Source organism: Rhizobium sp. YTUHZ044, from assembly GCF_051123975.1.
GTDB lineage: Bacteria > Pseudomonadota > Alphaproteobacteria > Rhizobiales > Rhizobiaceae > Rhizobium.
Genome location: NZ_CP101426.1, coordinates 3955885 through 3973026 on the forward strand (window position 1 = coordinate 3955885; position 17142 = coordinate 3973026).

Annotated in this window: 20 protein-coding genes and 1 tRNA gene; 11 read left to right on the forward strand and 10 right to left on the reverse strand. The window is 61.9% G+C overall.

Features of this window, described 5'->3' with window-relative positions; genetic code table 11:
* Positions 1-11: 11 nt before the first annotated feature.
* Both cobS and NL154_RS19405 read right to left on the reverse strand, forming a co-directional pair.
* Entirely contained in the window at positions 12-1004 is a 993-nt protein-coding gene (gene cobS, locus NL154_RS19400; RefSeq protein WP_210632898.1) for a cobaltochelatase subunit CobS, read from the reverse strand.
* A gap of 309 nt (positions 1005-1313) precedes the next feature.
* Positions 1314-1931 (reverse strand): J domain-containing protein, encoded by a 618-nt coding sequence (locus NL154_RS19405; RefSeq protein ID WP_210632899.1) that lies wholly within the window; start codon positions 1929-1931, stop codon positions 1314-1316.
* 102 nt (positions 1932-2033) lie between these two features.
* Here NL154_RS19405 and NL154_RS19410 point away from each other — a divergent pair, with 102 nt between their 5' ends.
* On the forward strand, positions 2034-2318 hold the full coding sequence (locus NL154_RS19410; protein WP_434733214.1) for a BolA family protein: 285 nt from the start codon (positions 2034-2036) through the stop codon (positions 2316-2318).
* Between the two features lie 47 nt (positions 2319-2365).
* Here NL154_RS19410 and NL154_RS19415 read toward each other — a convergent pair whose 3' ends face one another.
* The 3 genes from NL154_RS19415 to NL154_RS19425 are packed head-to-tail and all read right to left on the reverse strand — an operon-like array spanning position 2366 to position 5393.
* Entirely contained in the window at positions 2366-3679 is a 1314-nt protein-coding gene (locus tag NL154_RS19415; RefSeq protein WP_434733215.1) for an HlyC/CorC family transporter, read from the reverse strand.
* Complete coding sequence (gene aroB / locus NL154_RS19420) at positions 3676-4809, reverse strand: 3-dehydroquinate synthase (protein ID WP_210632902.1); 1134 nt, start codon at positions 4807-4809, stop codon at positions 3676-3678. Before aroB ends, NL154_RS19415 begins: the two co-directional genes overlap by 4 nt.
* The gene (locus NL154_RS19425; RefSeq protein ID WP_434733216.1) at positions 4806-5393 is read right to left on the reverse strand and encodes a shikimate kinase; all 588 of its coding nucleotides are present in this window, start codon (positions 5391-5393) and stop codon (positions 4806-4808) included. The genes aroB and NL154_RS19425 overlap by 4 nt, the downstream gene beginning before the upstream one ends.
* Before the next feature lie 148 nt (positions 5394-5541).
* Between NL154_RS19425 and NL154_RS19430 the strand changes: the two genes are divergently transcribed.
* From NL154_RS19430 to NL154_RS19450, 5 genes are all read left to right on the forward strand, one after another.
* Positions 5542-5718: a hypothetical protein gene (locus tag NL154_RS19430; protein WP_210632904.1), complete on the forward strand. Its 177-nt coding sequence runs from the start codon at positions 5542-5544 to the stop codon at positions 5716-5718.
* 5 nt (positions 5719-5723) lie between these two features.
* Complete coding sequence (gene xerD / locus NL154_RS19435) at positions 5724-6677, forward strand: site-specific tyrosine recombinase XerD (RefSeq protein WP_210632905.1); 954 nt, start codon at positions 5724-5726, stop codon at positions 6675-6677.
* A 63-nt stretch (positions 6678-6740) separates the two neighbouring features.
* Complete coding sequence (locus NL154_RS19440) at positions 6741-7694, forward strand: acetyl-CoA carboxylase carboxyltransferase subunit alpha (RefSeq protein ID WP_210632906.1); 954 nt, start codon at positions 6741-6743, stop codon at positions 7692-7694.
* A gap of 196 nt (positions 7695-7890) precedes the next feature.
* Positions 7891-9123 carry a L,D-transpeptidase family protein gene (locus NL154_RS19445; protein ID WP_210632907.1) on the forward strand — a complete coding sequence of 411 codons (1233 nt, stop codon included), beginning with the start codon at positions 7891-7893 and terminating at the stop codon, positions 9121-9123.
* Between the two features lie 5 nt (positions 9124-9128).
* Complete coding sequence (locus NL154_RS19450) at positions 9129-9353, forward strand: sulfurtransferase TusA family protein (protein ID WP_434733217.1); 225 nt, start codon at positions 9129-9131, stop codon at positions 9351-9353.
* A 60-nt stretch (positions 9354-9413) separates the two neighbouring features.
* On the opposite strand, the gene NL154_RS19455 is transcribed toward NL154_RS19450, so the two are convergent.
* A complete protein-coding gene (locus NL154_RS19455) occupies positions 9414-10589 on the reverse strand; it encodes a CobW family GTP-binding protein (protein WP_210632909.1) in 1176 nt (391 codons plus the stop codon).
* 29 nt (positions 10590-10618) lie between these two features.
* Positions 10619-11752: a D-alanyl-D-alanine carboxypeptidase family protein gene (locus NL154_RS19460; protein ID WP_210632910.1), complete on the reverse strand. Its 1134-nt coding sequence runs from the start codon at positions 11750-11752 to the stop codon at positions 10619-10621.
* A 157-nt stretch (positions 11753-11909) separates the two neighbouring features.
* On the opposite strand from NL154_RS19460, the gene NL154_RS19465 reads away from it, so the two are divergent.
* On the forward strand, positions 11910-13073 hold the full coding sequence (locus NL154_RS19465) for a M20 aminoacylase family protein (RefSeq protein WP_210632911.1): 1164 nt from the start codon (positions 11910-11912) through the stop codon (positions 13071-13073).
* Positions 13074-13127: 54 nt separating this feature from the next.
* Positions 13128-13204: transfer RNA gene (locus NL154_RS19470), tRNA-Arg, on the forward strand.
* Positions 13205-13295: 91 nt separating this feature from the next.
* Here the strand turns inward: NL154_RS19470 and NL154_RS19475 are convergent.
* Positions 13296-13820 (reverse strand): DUF2937 family protein, encoded by a 525-nt coding sequence (locus tag NL154_RS19475; RefSeq protein WP_221147759.1) that lies wholly within the window; start codon positions 13818-13820, stop codon positions 13296-13298.
* Positions 13821-13966: 146 nt separating this feature from the next.
* Here NL154_RS19475 and NL154_RS19480 point away from each other — a divergent pair, with 146 nt between their 5' ends.
* Positions 13967-14224: a hypothetical protein gene (locus NL154_RS19480; protein WP_210632913.1), complete on the forward strand. Its 258-nt coding sequence runs from the start codon at positions 13967-13969 to the stop codon at positions 14222-14224.
* 114 nt (positions 14225-14338) lie between these two features.
* Positions 14339-14491 carry a hypothetical protein gene (locus NL154_RS19485; protein ID WP_210632914.1) on the forward strand — a complete coding sequence of 51 codons (153 nt, stop codon included), beginning with the start codon at positions 14339-14341 and terminating at the stop codon, positions 14489-14491.
* 75 nt (positions 14492-14566) lie between these two features.
* Here NL154_RS19485 and NL154_RS19490 read toward each other — a convergent pair whose 3' ends face one another.
* Positions 14567-14857: a BON domain-containing protein gene (locus tag NL154_RS19490; RefSeq protein WP_221147758.1), complete on the reverse strand. Its 291-nt coding sequence runs from the start codon at positions 14855-14857 to the stop codon at positions 14567-14569.
* 60 nt (positions 14858-14917) lie between these two features.
* On the reverse strand, positions 14918-15568 hold the full coding sequence (locus NL154_RS19495; RefSeq protein WP_434733218.1) for a hypothetical protein: 651 nt from the start codon (positions 15566-15568) through the stop codon (positions 14918-14920).
* A gap of 375 nt (positions 15569-15943) precedes the next feature.
* Between NL154_RS19495 and dxr the strand changes: the two genes are divergently transcribed.
* A complete protein-coding gene (gene dxr / locus NL154_RS19500) occupies positions 15944-17134 on the forward strand; it encodes a 1-deoxy-D-xylulose-5-phosphate reductoisomerase (protein ID WP_434733219.1) in 1191 nt (396 codons plus the stop codon).
* The last annotated feature ends 8 nt before the right edge of the window (positions 17135-17142 follow it).

The window sequence follows — 17142 nt, forward strand, 5'->3', positions numbered from 1 at the left end:
TCGGTCGGGCCTCAGGCTCCGAGGACGATGTTGGCGGCGCTTTCCTTCAGCTCCACGCCGAAGGCGCGCTGATAGTGCTCGGCGACCAGCGGGCGCTCCAGCTCGTCGCACTTGTTAAGGAAGGTGACGCGGAAGGCAAAGGCGAGGTCGCCAAAGATTTCGGCATTCTCGGCCCAGGTGATGACCGTGCGCGGGCTCATGACGGTCGAAAGATCGCCGTTCATGAAGGCGGCGCGCGTGAGATCGGCAACGCGAACCATCTTCGAGACGATATCGCGCCCTTCCCTGTCCTTGCCGAAGCTCTTCACCTTGGCGGCGACGATGTTCACTTCGTGATCATGCGGCAGGTAGTTCAACGTCGTCACGATCGACCAGCGGTCCATCTGCGCCTGGTTGATCTGCTGCGTGCCGTGATAGAGGCCTGTGGTGTCACCGAGGCCGATCGTATTGGCAGTGGCAAACAGGCGGAAAGCGGGGTGCGGCCGGATGACGCGACTCTGGTCGAGCAGCGTCAGGCGGCCGGACGATTCCAGCACGCGCTGGATGACGAACATCACGTCGGGACGGCCGGCATCATATTCGTCGAAGACGAGCGCGACATTGTGCTGATAGGCCCAGGGCAGGATGCCGTCCTTGAACTCCGTGACCTGCAGCCCGTCCTTGACGACGATCGCGTCCTTGCCGACCAGATCGATACGGCTGACATGGCTGTCGAGGTTGATGCGCACGCAAGGCCAGTTGATGCGCGCCGCCACCTGTTCGATATGCGAGGATTTGCCCGTGCCGTGGTAGCCGGAGATCATCACGCGACGGTTATGCGCGAAGCCTGCGAGAATGGCGAGCGTCGTCTCGCGGTCGAACAGGTAGTCGGGATCGAGATCCGGCACATAGGCGTCACCCTTGCTGTAGGCGGGAACGCGGATGTCGGAATCGATGCCGAAGGTCTCGCGGACCGAAACGGTGGTGTCGGGCAGTTCTGAAATATCGAGGTCGATCTTGCTCATCATGTCTCCAAGGCGGGTGAAGCCACCCGGCCAAACTGTCTCAGGCCATGTCGCAACCGTGACGCCGCGATTTTATTCCGCGCCCGTCCAGGTCGGAACGTCGGCGATACTTCTCCGGGACTGAAACGAAACCTCGGCGGGATGATGACCGCGTGCGAGCATTCTTGAAAGAGTCCCGGACAAGAAACGCCGCGTCCGGAAGGTCGGCCGAGGCGATGTCGGGAAAACACGCAGATAGGAGCCGCGTTTGCCCGCGGCCTCAGCCGATTTGGACCATACCCGATTGAAGCCCAAGAGCAAGGACGGGAATTAACAAAAACCGTTCTGCTTCAACAATTGATAGGCCTGGATGACAGCGCGGAAGCGCTCTTCCGAGCCGCGGTCACCGCCATTGGCATCCGGATGGTGCTTCTTGACCAACTCCTTGTAGCGGCTCTTGATCTCTGCCGACGTCGCGTTGGCATGCAGACCCATCGTGTCGAAGGCTTTGCTTTCGAGCGATTTCAGCTTGCGTGCCTGGGGAAAGCGCGGGCCGTTGCCCTTGCCGCCTTCCTTGACGAAGCCGAAGGGATCGCGAACGCGTGTATAGGCGCCGGAGCGTACCTCGGAATGCAGCGGACTGTCCTTCGCCGCCTTGTTGACGCCGACGGTCCATGTCGGCCGATGGCCGGTGATCGCCTCTTTCTGGTAGCGCGCGATCTCGCCGTCCGAAAGGCCGGAGAAATAATTGTAGCCCTTGTTGTATTCCTTGACGTGCTCGAAGCAGAACAAAAAGAACTGGCCTTCCGCATTGCGCCCTACCGGAGCGCGATGCGAGCCTTTTTTGTCGCAGCCGTCCCACTGGCAGGTAGGCGGCGCCTGCTCTGCCTCCTGCTCGCGTTTGCGGCGTGTGCGGATGCGATCGAAATATTTGGAATCAAGTCTCATGGCGGCGCTAATTATGAGGCTGTCGCGAGGCGACAACAAGAATTGACAAATGGGAATGTTGCTGGCTTGGTGGGAACCCTTTTCGCGAAGCAGCAAGACCGGATGATGACCCTGCGATCCCGCATCGAAGAAAAACTTGTCGAAGCCTTCGCACCCGAACGCTTGAGCGTCATCGACGAAAGCCATCTGCATGCCGGCCACCAGCCTGACATCACAGGCACCGGCGAAACCCACATGCGGGTGAGGATCGTTTCGGCAGAATTTGCCGGCCTCTCCCGCCTGGCGCGCCACCGGGCGATCACCGACCTGTTGAAACCGGAGCTCGATGCCGGCCTGCACGCGCTGGCCGTCGAACCGGCGGCACCGGGTGAACCCACCCGCTGGTAGCGGCCCAGCAGCCTATATGGGTATAAGGCGCAGGCAATCCAACCGGATCACACCGGTTTCGTATCGGCTTCCTGCGCGGGGCGGATGCGCAGCTTGGTGATGCGGTTTTTCTCCCGCTTCATGACGACGAAACGTTTGCCGTAGAAGGTGAAGGCCTGACGCTCTTCCGGGATGGTCTTCGATTCATGGATGACGAGGCCGGCGATGGTCGTCGCCTCCTCGTCGGGCAGGTTCCAGTCGAGCGCGCGGTTGAGATCGCGGATCGGCACACTGCCATCGACGACGACCGAGCCGTCCGCCTCCTGGCGCACGCCCTGCATCTCGATATCGTGCTCGTCGGAAATGTCGCCGACGATTTCCTCGAGAATATCCTCCAGCGTGACGATGCCCTGAACCTCGCCATATTCGTCGACGACGACGGCGAAATGCTGCTTGCGTCGCAGGAAGGCGTTGAGCTGGTCCTCGAGATTGGTGCTGTCCGGCACGAACCAGGGCTTCTGCGCGATCTTCACGATATCGAGATTCTGCGGCTCCATGTGCGGTTCGGCAAGCGCCCGCAAGAGATCCTTGGCGTGGACGACGCCGACGATGTTGTCGATCGTGCCGCGCCACAGCGGCATGCGCGTATAGGGGCTTTCGAGAATGGCGCGCACCACCGCTTCCGGCGGATCGTCGGCATTGATCGCCCGCATCTTGGTGCGATGGACCATGATGTCGGAGAGTTCCAGCTGGCTGAGGTCAAGCACGCCGCCGAGGCGGTCGCGGTCGGCCTTCACTACCGATCCCTCGCGGTGCAGGAGATCGACGGCGCCGCGCAGCTCCTCATGCGCCGTCAGCATCGAAACTTCCCGCGAAAGATTGATGCCGAACAGCGCCAGGATCCGCCGCACAAGCGCGTTGACGAAGGAGGACACCGGGCCGACGATGGCGACGAAGAGTCTCGTGGGAAATGCGACGGCAAGCGCGAAGCGTTCCGGCGCCGAGATCGCCCAGCTCTTCGGCAGCACTTCGGCGAAGATGACGAGGATGATGGTCATGGCGAGCGTCGCCAGCGCCACGCCCGAACTGCCGAACAGCCCGAGGAAGAGGCTGGTGGCGATCGAGGAGGAGAGGATGTTGGCAAGATTGTTGCCGATCAGCAGCGTACCGATCAGCCGGTCGCGCCGTTCGATCAGCTGACGGACGAGGCCGGCGCGTTCGTCGCCGTTGACCTCAAGCGTGTGGATACGGCTGCGCGAAACGGCGGTGAGCGCAGTCTCCGTGCCGGAACAGAAGGCGGACATCAGTACGAGCGCCGTGATCGAAAGGATCTCCGGCCAATAGGCCGCGACAAATGTCAGAACGCCTTCGATCGTCGTCAAGGATGTTTTTCCCTGAGAAAACTGAGCACTTCGGATGCCGGAACATCGTCGGCGACGAAGGACTGGCCGATACCGCGCGTCAGGATGAAGGTGAGCTTGCCGCTCTTGACCTTCTTGTCCTGTGCGATCGCCTCCATCAGCGATTCCGCCGGCGGCAGCTCGCCAGGAATTTCGGCCATGGTAGTCGGCAAGCCGACCTCCTTCAGATGCCGCTCGACGCGCCGTGCATCGTCGGGACTCGCAAGATTCATTCGTGCGGAAAACTCATGCGCCAGCACCATGCCGATCGACACGCCTTCACCGTGCACGAGGCGGCGGCTGTCATAGGCGGTCGCCGCTTCCAGCGCATGGCCGAACGTATGGCCGAGATTGAGCAGCGCCCGCTGGCCGGTCTCCCGCTCGTCGGCAACGACGACATCGGCTTTCGCCTGGCAGCTGGCAGCGATTGCCTCAATGCGGGCGGAGCCGCCTGTAAACACCGACTTCCAGTTCGCTTCCAGCCAGGCGAAAAAATCCGGTTTGTCGATCAGCCCATACTTTGCGATCTCGGCGTAACCTGCGCGGAATTCTCGCTCGCTCAGTGTATTCAGCACCTCCGTATCGGCCAGAACCAGGTCCGGCTGATGGAAGACGCCGATCAGATTCTTGCCATGGCGAGGGGAATTGATGCCGGTCTTGCCGCCGACGGAGGAATCGACCTGCGCCAGCAGCGAAGTCGGCACCTGCACGAAGCGCACGCCGCGGCGGACGATGCCGGCCGCAAAGCCAGAGAGATCACCGATCACACCGCCGCCGAGCGCGATCACGCAGTCGTTGCGCTCGACGCGGGCTTCGAGCACATTGTCGCAGACATCGATGAGGTGTTCGAAGCTCTTCGTCTTTTCGCCGGCCGGCAGCACGACCTCGGCCGAGACAATACCTGCCGCATTCAGGCTTGCGGCGAGGGTCTCGAGATAGAGCGGTGCGACATTCTCGTCGGTGATGATCGCCGCCTTGCGGGCCTTGAGACGCGAGGCGATCTCGGCGCCGGCCCGCCCAATCAGCCCCGGCCCGATCAGGATGTCATAGGCGCGCTCGCCGAGCGGCACATGCACCGTCTGGACTGATGAGGTGGAGCTTATCGCATTCATGATGCTGCACTTTCTTTCTGTTCGACCACGGCCTTCAGCACCTCGTCTGCCATGATTTCCTTGCGCACATCACGCGAGAGTACGGTGAGATCTGCCTGCGCATAGATCGGATAACGCGCGTTCATCAGGTTTTCGAGGGTCTGCTTCGGATTTTCGGTCTTGAGCAGTGGCCGCGTGTCACGCTTGTTGACCCGCTCCCAAAGCACGTCGAGGTCCGCCTTCAGCCAGATCGAAAGGCCGCCCTTCTTGATATGCCTGCGCGTGCGGTCGTTGATGAAGGCGCCGCCGCCGGTGGAGACGACACGTGGTCCACCCTTGAGGAGCCGTTTCATCACCCGCATTTCCAACGCCCGGAACTCTTCTTCGCCATAGGCTGCGAAAAGTTCGGCGATCGTCATGCGCGACACCCGCTCGATTTCATGATCGCTGTCGATGAAGGGAATGCCGAGTTGGCTGGCGACGATGCGCCCGACGGAGGATTTGCCGGCGCCCATCAGCCCGACGAGGACCAGATTGCGTGAACCGAGCGCAGCGCGAGCTCTGTCTTTCAGGCTGTCAGCAACGGTCAGCAGCGGTTCACTCATCGGTCCATTCACACTTTGTTTGCAAACCGTATCGACAAATGCAGGTGGAGCGTCAAGTCGCGGACAAGGGAATCATGGCTTGAATAGCGCTTCTTGCACTTGCGAATACGCTTCTTATAACAGAAGCAGAGCATGAAGGAGTTGCCGGATGCCGACCCTGTTCCGTTTCCTGTTCTTCTGCGCGATCCTCGCCGGGACGGTTTACGGAGCGATGTGGGCGCTCGTGACCTTCGTCGAGCCGCAGCAGCGCGACGTGACGATCCGTATTCCCTCCGAGCGGGTCAACCCGCCGGCGACGGGCACGATCAACACGACAGGGAAGTGAGTGAGATGATGGATCTAAGCCGCGTCCACGTGGAATCCTTCCTGGAAATGATGAGCGCCGAACGTGGCGCTGCCGCCAACACCCTGCAATCCTACCAGCGCGACCTCGACGATGTCAGCGCTTTCCTGAATGGCCGCAGCATAAGGTTGACCGAAGCCGCCTCGACCGACCTGGCCGCCTATCTCGCCTCGCTGGCGCGCCAGGGCTTCAAGCCTTCCTCGCAGGCACGCCGGCTTGCCGCCATGCGGCAATTCTACAAGTTCCTCTATGCCGAGGGCCTGCGGACCGACGACCCCACCGGTGTTCTCGACGCGCCGAAGAAGGGGCGTCCGCTGCCGAAGACGATGGGGGTCGAGGAGGTCGGCCGCCTGCTGTCCCAAGCGCAGGCCGAGGCCGACGATCCGGCCCCCGGCCAGTTGCAGCGCCTGCGCATGCTGGCGCTGCTGGAGCTGCTCTATGCCACCGGCATGCGCGTCAGCGAACTCGTCTCGCTTCCCGCCCGCGTGCTCGACCAGGAGGGCCGCTTCCTGATGATCCGCGGCAAGGGCAACAAGGAGCGGCTGGTGCCGCTGTCGCATTCGGCGATCGCAGCCCTGAAGTCGTATGGGCGCCTGCTGGCGGCCGAAACCGCCGCGGCGAAGGAGCCGCTGGAAAGCGCCTGGCTGTTTCCCGCCGCCTCCAAGGAGGGATATCTGCCGCGCCAGGTCTTCGCACGCGACCTCAAGAACCTGGCGATCCGCGCCGGCCTGACGCCGTCGCTGATCTCGCCGCACGTCATGCGCCACGCCTTTGCCAGCCACCTGCTTGCCAACGGAGCCGATCTGCGTGTCGTGCAGGAACTCCTCGGCCATTCGGACATTTCGACCACACAGATCTACACACATGTCCTCGAAGAGCGGCTGCAGCAGCTCGTCCAGACGCATCACCCCCTTGCCAAACAGGCGAAAAAGCACGAATAGGACCGGCGACAAGGGGCGGAGCCAGGAAAACGCCCCGCGGCACAAGGAACGGAAACGCACCTCATGCACAATTATCTCGACTTCGAAAAGCCGATCTCCGACCTCGAAGGCAAGATCATCGAGCTGAAGAAGCTCGCAACGGAAGACGAGAGCATCGACACCACCGATGAAATCGGAAGGCTGGAGGTTCGCGTCCGCGAGGCGATCGTCGAAATCTATTCCAAGCTCAATGCCTGGCAGAAGACGCAGGTCGCCCGCCACCCGCAGCGCCCGCATTTTATCGATTACGCCAAGACGCTGTTTCAGGAATTCACCCCGCTTGCCGGCGACCGCAAGTTTTCCGAGGACGCCGCCATCCAGGCGGGCCTCGCCCGCTTTCGCGGCCAGCCCGTCGCCGTCATCGGCCAGGAAAAGGGCAACGACACCAAGACGCGCCTGAAGCACAATTTCGGCAGCCCACGCCCTGAAGGCTACCGCAAGGCGATCCGCATTCTTGAAATGGCCGACCGTTTCGGCCTGCCTGTGATTTCGCTGGTGGATACGGCCGGCGCCTATCCCGGTGTCGGCGCCGAGGAGCGCGGCCAGGCCGAGGCGATCGCCCGTTCGACGGAAATGTGTCTCGGCGTCAAGGTTCCCCTCGTTTCCGTCGTCATCGGCGAGGGCGGCTCGGGCGGCGCGATCGCGATTGCCACCGGCAACAGGGTCTATATGCTCGAGCATTCGATCTACAGCGTCATTTCGCCGGAAGGGGCGGCCTCCATCCTCTGGCGCGATTCCACCCGCGCCCGAGAAGCGGCCACCAACATGAAGATCACCGCCGAAGACCTGAAATCGCTCGGCGTCATCGACGGCATCATTTCCGAGCCGCTCGGCGGCGCCCATCGCGACCCCGACAGCGTCATCGCCGCAACCGGCGACGTGATTGCCAATGCGCTCGGCGAAATGGCATCGCGTTCCGGCGAACAGCTGCGCAATGAGCGGCGTCAGAAATTCCTCAATATGGGGCGCAACCTCTAAGGCAAGTTGCGCTTTTCAGCGATTGGGGCCAAATCTTGGCCACATTGATATTATCTGTAACATTCGCGCTTGCGGGGATGTTCGAGGCACGTCATAGGCTGGTAAGGTTTTATAAAGTATAAGCCGCCTATGATTCCTTCCAATGCCCGAACTCCATAGGCGGACCGGGTCGCACTATCTTTATGGGCTAGTTTGGATGCGCATACGTCATTTTGCCTATGTTTCCCTCATGGCGCTGGCTCTCACCGGCTGCAATGACGCGTTGGAAACCGCGCAGGTCGATCTCTCCAAGGTCAAGAACAAGGTCGAGCAGCCGCTTCCTCCCCATATCCTCAACGCCATGGCCGCCAAGGGCATGGACCGCAATTCGCCCATCATGATCCGCATCTTCAAGGAAGAAGGTGCAATGGAGATCTGGAAAGCGAAGACCGACAACCGTTTCGACAAGATCGCCGATTATAAGATCTGCGCCTGGTCCGGCCGCCTCGGTCCGAAGGTCAAGACCGGCGACCGGCAGGCGCCGGAAGGCTTCTACGAGCTGACACGCGCCAACCTGAACCCGAATTCCAAATATTATCTGGCGATCAACACCGGCTTCCCGAACCGCTACGACGCGGTGAACGGCCGCACCGGCTCCGATCTGATGATCCATGGCGCCTGCTCGTCCTCGGGCTGCTATTCGATGACCGACCAGCAGGTGCTGGAGATCTACGCCTTTGCTCGCGACGCTTTCAAGGGCGGCCAGTCGACGGTGCAGCTGCAGGCGTTTCCGTTCCGCATGACGGCGGAAAACATGGTCAAGCATCGTCTCGACCCGAACAATGACTTCTGGAAGATGCTGAAGGTCGGCTACGACAATTTCGAAGTGACGAAGCGCCCGCCCGAGGTCAATGTCTGCGAGAAGAAATACGTCTTCAACCAGCAGGCAACCGATGGCGGGGCCTTCAATGCCGCCGGCAAATGCCCTGCCATGTCGACGCCGCCGGCACTGACAGCAGCCCTTGCCTCCTACGGCAAGACCTATGACGCCGAATATGCCAAGGCGATGAGCAAATATGACGGCATGGCCTGGTACGACCCGTCCGAAGCCGAGCGCAAAGCCGTGGTCGCCAAGACGCGCAAGGGCCGAGAACTGGCTTATGCCCCGACTGGCACCTCGCTCGAAGCCGGCCGCATGGTCAAGGTCGCCGAACTCGAAGAGCTGATGGCCAAGCGCACGACGCAGAGCCTCACCGCCAACTCCGCGGCCGGCGCCACACCCGCAACGCCGGCCCAGCCGCAGGCAACGAGCGTCGCCGCCGCGACACCTGCGGTCGTGCCGGTGCCGATGCAAAATCCGCTCGCTTATGCCGCGCCCGCGCCCGAACCGCAGGAGACGGCAGAAGCCGCGGCAAAGAAGCCGTTCTGGAAATTCTGGGCGCGGAACTGAACGGCTTGAACCCCGTTCTCTATGATCTTCGCGGCCTGAAATGCCCATTGCCCGTGATGAAGACACGCAAGAGGCTTGCCGCCCTGGCAAGCGGCACGCTCATCCTCGTCGACACCAGCGATCCGCTGGCGGTGATCGACATGCCGCATTTCTGCAATGAGGACGGCCACGACCTGATCGAGACGGAAAAGACTGAGAGCGGTCATCGCTTCCTGATCCGCAAGCGGTAAAACATGTCGCCAGCGCATCGGCCTGAGAATCGGACGCGATAGGAACGACGCGGCGCGCTATTAGATTCGCAAACCCGGAATGGCGAGTGGATTGTCGGACAGCGCCTGACGATCCGGTGTGTCGATCCGCGGCTTGCCGAGGAAGGCGTCAAAGAGATCCTTCACGAAGGCCTCAGACAGGTCCTTGGTGATCAGCACCATACGGGTGCGCCGGTCTTGCGGATCCGGCCACGCCGGCAGCCGCACCGGCGGGTGGAAGATACTCTGGACGCCGTGCAGCACCAACGGCCGTTCCGGCCGGTCGGAGACGGAGACGATCGCCTTCATCCGCAGCAGCTTTTCGCCATGAGCCGAGCGCAAGAGATCGACGAACATTTCGAGCGCCATTGGATCGATCGGCTTCTCTTCGACGATGGAGAAAGACCGGATAGAAGCATCGTGACGATTGACGTCGTGCGGATCCTGACCCGCATGGCCGTGATCATGGCGGCGGCCATGGTGGTGGTGACGGTGATCGCCATCGTGAGCCTGACCGTGGCCGTGAGCGTGGTGATGCGCCTCATGCGCATCCTCATCCCGCAGCCAGCGGCCGACATCGGCGATCTTCGTCGCCGGATCATAGAGCCCGTTCACCAACACGGCGGCGCTGCCGGCCTCGGCGCCGTCGGCATCCATCATCGCCGCGCGCGGATTGAGCGTCCGCAAGCGCTGTTCCAGCTCCGCCGTTGCGCCGGCCATCGATGTCTTCGAGACGATCAGCCGGTCGGCGACCGCCGCCTGCTTGCGCGCTTCCTCGTGATTATCGAGCGTCTGCAGCCCGTTGACCGCATCGACGACGGTGACGACGCCGTCGAGCTCGAAATTCGTGGCAATGACCGGATTGCCCATGATCGCCTGCATGACGGGCGCCGGATCGGCAAGGCCAGTCGTTTCGATGACGACGCGCTTCACCGGCTTGACGCGGCCCGTCTGCACGGCGTCCATCAGGTTCGCCAGTGTATCGACAAGCTCGCCGCGCACGGTGCAGCAGAGACAGCCATCGGACAATTCGATGATCGAATCGCCGGAACTTTCGACCAGCAGATGGTCGATGCCGACATCACCGAACTCATTGATGATGACAGCCGCATCCTTCATGTCGGGGTCTTTGAGGATACGGTTCAGCAGCGTCGATTTGCCGGCGCCGAGAAAGCCGGTCAAAATGGTGACCGGAATCCTGTCGTTGAACGCGCTCATATCTGCCTTACCTTGGAAGCCATCTTGTCTTAGAACGCGGTCGGGCGCGGCAGCGGCACCGGCACGTTGGCGATGCCGCCAGCCGTATCGCCGGTCGCCACCTTTTCCGGCTGCTGCGGCGGCTGCGGGTCCTGCCCCGGAATGAGCCCGGCGAAGACGAATTGCGGGTCGTGGTCCATTTCCAGAATATAGGGCGAGTGCACCTTCATGCGGCCGACCTCGTCGCGCGTTTCGCTGCGTATCTTGGCGCCCTTGGCGCTGCAGATATCGGCGGTGATGTCGGTCACTTGGTCTTGTCCCGGCCCGTAGGGCTTCAACGAACCGAGCGTGTCGCTGCCGGGAAACTGCGTCGTAAAGCCCTTCTGCAACAGGTTCGCCGTCGCATCGGCACGCGCCGCGAGACTGTCCGTGCCGAGCACGACGGAAACAAGCGTGCGGCCGTTGCGCGTCGCCGAACCAATCTGGTTGAAGCCCGAGGCGCAGATGAAACCGGTCTTCATGCCGTCGGCGCCAGCGAAACGGCCGATCAGCATGTTGAGGTTCGGGACGTTCTGCTGGCCGGTGGTGAATCCTTCAAGCGCGAAATAGCTGGCATATTGCGGAAACTCGCGGCGCAGCGCCACCGTCAGCACCGCAAGGTCGCGCGCCGTGGTGTACTGGCCTTTGCCGGGCAGACCGTTCGGATTGACGAAGTGCGAATCCGTCATGCCGAGCTTCAGTGCCTCGCCGTTCATCCGGGTCACGAAACCTTCCTGCGTACCGCCAATGGCTTCTGCGACCGCAACCGCAATGTCGTTGGCTGACTTCACCATCAGGATCTTCAAGGCACTGTCGAGCGTCAGCTTCTGGCCCGGCTTGAAATACATCTTGGCGGCCGGTTGGGCGGCGGCGCGTTTGCTCATGACGATGGGCGTATCGAGGCTGATTTGACCGGCGCGGATCGCATCGAAGACGGTATAGACGGTCATCAGCTTGGTGAGCGAGGCCGGATACCACTTGCGGAAGGCTTCTTCGTGTTCGAGTACGCGGCCTGTCTGCACGTCGACGAGAATATGCGGATTGGCCTGAACGAGCGAAACCGAGGCGACAAAAGCGGCAGTCGCGGCAATCATGAAACGAAACGGCCGCATGGCGGCAAACAAACGGAAGTGGCTCGTCGACACGGTTCGTCCTTCAGATGTCCGGAAAATCTCGCAACCTTCATCTATCTAGCCTATATGGCTATGACATGGCAAAGGTCATTGACGAAGTATTTGCATGGGCCTCACGCCCTTTTGAAGCGACGAGTGATTGTCGGGATTTGATAACAGGAACGCCAATATGCCGATTTTGAACAGAGCCGCGGAATTGCAGGACGAAGTCGCCGAATGGCGCCGCCATATCCACGCCCGGCCCGAGCTTCTTTTCGCAGTGGAAAACACGGCCGCTTTCGTCGCTGAAAAACTCAAGGAATTCGGGGTCGACGATATCGTCACCGGCATCGGCCGCACCGGGGTCGTCGGCCTGATCAAGGGCAACGGCGCAGGCCGCCGCACGATCGGCCTGCGCGCCGACATGGATGCCCTGCCGCTTACCGAAGTCACCGGCAAGCCCTGGGCCTCGAAGACACCCGGCAAGATGCATGCCTGCGGCCATGACGGCCATACCGCCATGTTGCTCGGCGCCGCGAAATATCTCGCCGAAACCCGCAATTTCAACGGCAATGTCGCCGTCATCTTCCAGCCCGCCGAAGAAGGCGGCGGCGGCGGCAATCTGATGGTCAAGGATGGCATGATGGAGCGCTTCGAAATCGAAGAGGTCTACGGCATGCACAACCTGCCGGGCCTGCCTGTGGGACAGTTTGCGATCCGCAAGGGCGCCATCATGGCGGCGACCGACGAATTCACCGTCACCATCAAGGGCCGCGGCGGCCACGCCGCCCAGCCGCACCGGACGATCGACCCGATCGCCATCGCCGCCCAGATCGTCGCCAACCTGCAGATGATCGCCTCGCGCACCGCCGATCCGATCAGCTCGGTCGTCGTCTCGGTGACCAAGTTCAATGCCGGTTTTGCCCATAACGTCATCCCCAATGACGCGACCTTCGCCGGCACAGTCCGCACGCTGGACGCCGACATGCGCACACTTGCCGAAACGCGCTTCCGGCAGATTATCGAAGGCCTGGTCGCAGCCCATGGCGCCGAGGCCGAGATCAGCTTCAATCGCAACTACCCCGTCACCATCAACCATCCCGATGAGACCGAGCATGCCGTCGCCATCGCCAGCGCCATTGCCGGTGAGGCGAACGTCAATGCCGAAATCGATCCGATGATGGGCGGCGAGGATTTTTCCTATATGCTGAACGCCCGCCCTGGCGCCTTCATCTTCATCGGCAACGGCGACAGCGCCGGCCTCCACAACCCGGCCTACGACTTCAACGACGAAGCCATAGCCCACGGCATCTCCTACTGGGTCCGTCTCGCCGAACAACGCCTCGGCCTTTGACAAGAATTAAGGCTTGGCTTCGCGCCAAGCCTTTTGTATGCATGGCATCCAAGTGGTCCCGTAGCTCAGCAGGATAGAGCACCAGATTCCTAATCTGGGGGTCGCGCGTTCGAATCGCGCCGGGATCACCATTTTTCAAGCGCTGAGCCATATGGCCACTGCGGGAATGGGTGGAATGACTGATCTCGTCTTGTAGATCACCGCCGAACGGCTTTGCCCGTATTAAGCTCGCGGTACCTGACGATAGGCTCCTCGTCTCCTTATGATCCGCCGTGCCCCTAGCCCCGGCAGCGCCGCCACCACCCATCCGCCGGCAAAACCGATTACGCCCCAGACGAGGCCGGCAAAGCTCATCGGCACTCCAGGCACGAAGTCGCGCCAGGTATTGGCGAAAACCACATCATCCGCATTCCTCAGCAGCACGAAGGGCTTGGCGACCGGGGCGGCGGTGCCGAGTTTCAGTTGCTGCGACTGCAGTGCTTCGTAACGGGTAATCGTGCTCTGCATCGAGACGCCGCGGTCGCGCAGGAAATCGTCGGAGGATTGGGCATAGGCGTTCAGCGCCTGCCGGCGGTCGAGATGGTGCTGAGCGGCTTGGCGGTTGAAGTCCTCGACGATGATACGCAGTTCATCGATCGCCCCGCCGATCCGCTGGCGATATTGCTGCGCAAATTCCGGCGCCTGCGAAAAGACCGTGCCGCCGGCAAGTCCGGCGGCAATGGCGATGATCCTTGCAATCTGTCCCACGATCGTGGCCTCCGGCTGTTCCCTGCGCTAACGATCCGCGGCCGCAAAGGTTTCTGCCTTCGACACAATCGGTAACGCTATGTGATTGAACCGGCGGCGCTTCCGGCGAGTTGAAACTATGACCAACTCAGAAAGAGAGGCTCGTCATGAAACAGCTCATTCTTGCTTGCACGCTCGCTGCAGCGTCCGTCCTTTCCGCCATGCCGTCCCAGGCGGCAAGTGTCACTATCACCACGGATAACCCGCGTCCTTATTATAGCGATTCGGAAGGGCCCTATTATCGCTACCGCCCCTACTACCGCCATCACATGATGCGCCGCGTCTCCGAGGATTGCTTCACCAAGACGGAAAGAATCCGCCGTCACGGCCATACGATCATCAAGGAGACCCGGATCTGCCGATAAGGCAGTGTCTATGCATGAAAAGCCCGGGCATTGGGGTCGGGCTTTTCCTTTGATTTCGCCAAGAGGAACTTCGCAACATCGGCCGCGTTTATCGCGAAAACGGGAGAACTCATCATGCGTATCAAGATGACTCTTTTGGCAATCGCCTATGTCGCCGTCAGCGCTCTGCTGCTCGCCATCGCCTATCACCCGCAGGGACCGGTGACAACAGCGAAGACCGATCGCTCGGCCGGCTCATCCTTCCTCGTCGAGCGATTCGCCGGTTAACCGGCCAAGCCGGCGTAACGCCGTGATAGCGTCGGCAAGGCCGGCGCTCGCAAGCGCGGGCAAGTTTCGACAATGTCAGTGCGGCTCTCCCACAGCAGACCCGCCGAGCAGGATTCGGTTCTGCACCGCAGTCACGCCTTCGACTGCCCTGGCGACGGCGGTTGCCCGCTCGATCTCCCCGACAGTACCGACGGTGCCTGTCAACACGACCTGATCTTCCTCCATCGTCACTTCCACATCCGACGCATCGATGCCGCCGGCAATTGCCAAAGCATTGGCGACGGCGGCCTCGAGAGATGCGCGATTGGCGATCTCCGCTTCCACTTCGGGCGCAAGCCCGTGAAATGTCGGCTCTTTGAAAACCATATTCCGTTCCTCCGAAAGACCTGAAGAAGAAACGCCATCGGCCTCGTTTGGTTTCCTGCGTCACCAGCTGACGCGATAACGGAGATTGACGCTGCCGGCCTCATCGGGAAAAAACGGATTGCTGACCGAGGCATCGAGGTTGAGGTTCGGCAGGATCGCCTGGTTGACCGCCACCGTGCTCGAGAAGTCGCCGCTCGCATTGCTGACGCCCGCGCCGGCCGAAAGCGAGGTTCCAGTCCAGGGATGGATCAGCTTCAGCGCCTGTGACGCCGTCACCGAAGTCTCCCTGGCGTCGACCGGATCGTAACGGACGCTGACGGAGCGGCTCGATTGCATGTCGAGCGAATCCGAGAGAATCCAGCTGCGCGAGCGGCTGAGCGTCAGCGCGCCGCTGCCGCGCAGCGTATCGACGCTGACCCTGGCCCCCTGCTGCGCTTGGCCTGCCGGCGTAACGCTCGTCTTGCTGATCCTGCCCCAGAGCATGGCCTGTTCGGAATCGGGCAGCGGCGCGCCGCCTTTTGTCGCTGCCAATGCGAGGTCGGCGCCGGCGCTCGTTTCCCATTCCGCCGGCAGACGAAAACCCATTGTCGCCTTGTACGATCGATCCGACACCTTGGCAGGCGACCAGATCAGCAGGTCGTCCGCCTTTGCAGCCACGGTCAGCGAAGGCACGGTCGCAAGAAGAATGATGGCTATTCTGAATATCGTCATGTGATCCGATCGTTTTGCCCTGACACGTGCCGGCTCATCGAACGGCACGATACCGCACCAAAGTGCTCGCAGCGAACGCGAACGGGCAGCACGGCCAAGCCGTTCATCCCGATGTCATCCTCGATTTAGTGTTGGCCGAAAAAGCCGAGGGCAGCCAAGTGCCCGTTTTTCGATAGCCGCCGGGCCCCGATTACCCATGCGCCGACGAGAGGCCGCAGGGGAATCACATCCCTTCAGGATTGTCATAAGGATCCCATCCCGCTGCCGCTCTGTAAACCCCTACAGGGCTGATATCTGCTGCACCGCACACTTGCCGCACCCTCCAAACCCTAGTAGAGCCTGAGCCTACGAGAGACATTTTTCGCGAAATTCCAAATGATGACCGGCAAAACCGCGCCGCGGCGCCTCAGCATCTTCGGCTCGACCGGGTCGATCGGCCGTAATACCCTCAATGTGGTCGAACATCTGGGCGGGCGGGAGGACTTCGAAATTTCCGTTCTGACAGGCAACGGCAATGTCCAGCTGCTCGCCCGGCAGGCCAGATCCTTCGGCGCGCGGCTGGCGGTGACCGCAAACGACCGGCATTATGAAGCGCTGAAGAGCGAACTTTCCGGCAGCGGCATCGCGGTGGCGTCGGGCAAATCCGGCCTCATGGAAGCAGCCGACCGTGAAGCCGACTGGGTGATGGCGGCAATCGTCGGCACCGCGGGTCTGGCGCCGACGCTTGCCGCTGCACGCCGTGGCGCCGATATCGCCCTTGCCAACAAGGAATGTCTGGTCTCGGCCGGCGATCTCTTCATCGGGGCGATCCGCGCCGGCGGCGGCAGGCTGCTTCCCGTCGACAGCGAGCACAATGCGATTTTCCAGGTGCTGGAAGAAACCCAGCGCCATGCCGTCGAGCGTGTCATCCTGACCGCCTCGGGCGGCCCCTTCCGTACCGCCTCCTTGAAGGAGATGGCCGATGTGACGGTGGAAACCGCCCGCGCCCATCCGAACTGGTCGATGGGCTTGAAGATCTCGATCGACAGCGCCTCGATGTTCAACAAGGCGCTGGAGATGATCGAGGCCCGCCATCTGTTCGGGCTGAGGCCCGAGCAGATCGAGGTGATCTTCCATCCGCAGTCGATCATTCATTCCATGGTCGGTTATACCGACGGCTCGGTGCTGGCCCAGCTCGGCGCACCTGACATGCGCACCGCCATCGGCTATGCGCTGTCTTTTCCGCGCCGGCCGAACCTGCCGGTCGAGCGGCTGGATTTCGCCAGGCTCGCGAGACTTGATTTCGAGGCGCCGGATGAGGTGCGGTTCCCCGCCTTGCGGCTGGCGCGTCTTGCGATGACGCGCGGCGGCGTTCAGGGCGCGGTGCTGAACGGCGCCAAGGAAGTGGCGCTGGAGGCCTTCATCGATGGGCGCCTCTCCTTCCTCGCCATGGCCGAAGTCACCGAAAGGGTCATGGACGACCTGGCCGGCCTGCCGCCGGCTGCCGGCATGGACGACGTTTTCAACGCCGACCGGCAAGCCCGGCAGCGAGCGGCGGCGCTGATGAAACTCGATCTCGTCGGGTGAGGGTCCGG

Bases quoted from the DNA above. Each gene is read 5' to 3' on its own strand.
- cobS (WP_210632898.1), bottom strand. From the start codon at position 1,004: ATGAGCAAGATCGACCTCGATATTTCAGAACTGCCCGACACCACCGTT.
- NL154_RS19405 (WP_210632899.1), bottom strand. From the start codon at position 1,931: ATGAGACTTGATTCCAAATATTTCGATCGCATCCGCACACGCCGCAAA.
- NL154_RS19410 (WP_434733214.1), top strand. From the start codon at position 2,034: ATGATGACCCTGCGATCCCGCATCGAAGAAAAACTTGTCGAAGCCTTC.
- aroB (WP_210632902.1), bottom strand. From the start codon at position 4,809: ATGAATGCGATAAGCTCCACCTCATCAGTCCAGACGGTGCATGTGCCG.
- NL154_RS19425 (WP_434733216.1), bottom strand. From the start codon at position 5,393: ATGAGTGAACCGCTGCTGACCGTTGCTGACAGCCTGAAAGACAGAGCT.
- NL154_RS19430 (WP_210632904.1), top strand. From the start codon at position 5,542: ATGCCGACCCTGTTCCGTTTCCTGTTCTTCTGCGCGATCCTCGCCGGG.
- xerD (WP_210632905.1), top strand. From the start codon at position 5,724: ATGATGGATCTAAGCCGCGTCCACGTGGAATCCTTCCTGGAAATGATG.
- NL154_RS19440 (WP_210632906.1), top strand. From the start codon at position 6,741: ATGCACAATTATCTCGACTTCGAAAAGCCGATCTCCGACCTCGAAGGC.
- NL154_RS19445 (WP_210632907.1), top strand. From the start codon at position 7,891: ATGCGCATACGTCATTTTGCCTATGTTTCCCTCATGGCGCTGGCTCTC.
- NL154_RS19455 (WP_210632909.1), bottom strand. From the start codon at position 10,589: ATGAGCGCGTTCAACGACAGGATTCCGGTCACCATTTTGACCGGCTTT.
- NL154_RS19465 (WP_210632911.1), top strand. From the start codon at position 11,910: ATGCCGATTTTGAACAGAGCCGCGGAATTGCAGGACGAAGTCGCCGAA.
- NL154_RS19480 (WP_210632913.1), top strand. From the start codon at position 13,967: ATGAAACAGCTCATTCTTGCTTGCACGCTCGCTGCAGCGTCCGTCCTT.
- NL154_RS19485 (WP_210632914.1), top strand. From the start codon at position 14,339: ATGCGTATCAAGATGACTCTTTTGGCAATCGCCTATGTCGCCGTCAGC.
- NL154_RS19490 (WP_221147758.1), bottom strand. From the start codon at position 14,857: ATGGTTTTCAAAGAGCCGACATTTCACGGGCTTGCGCCCGAAGTGGAA.
- NL154_RS19495 (WP_434733218.1), bottom strand. From the start codon at position 15,568: ATGACGATATTCAGAATAGCCATCATTCTTCTTGCGACCGTGCCTTCG.
- dxr (WP_434733219.1), top strand. From the start codon at position 15,944: ATGATGACCGGCAAAACCGCGCCGCGGCGCCTCAGCATCTTCGGCTCG.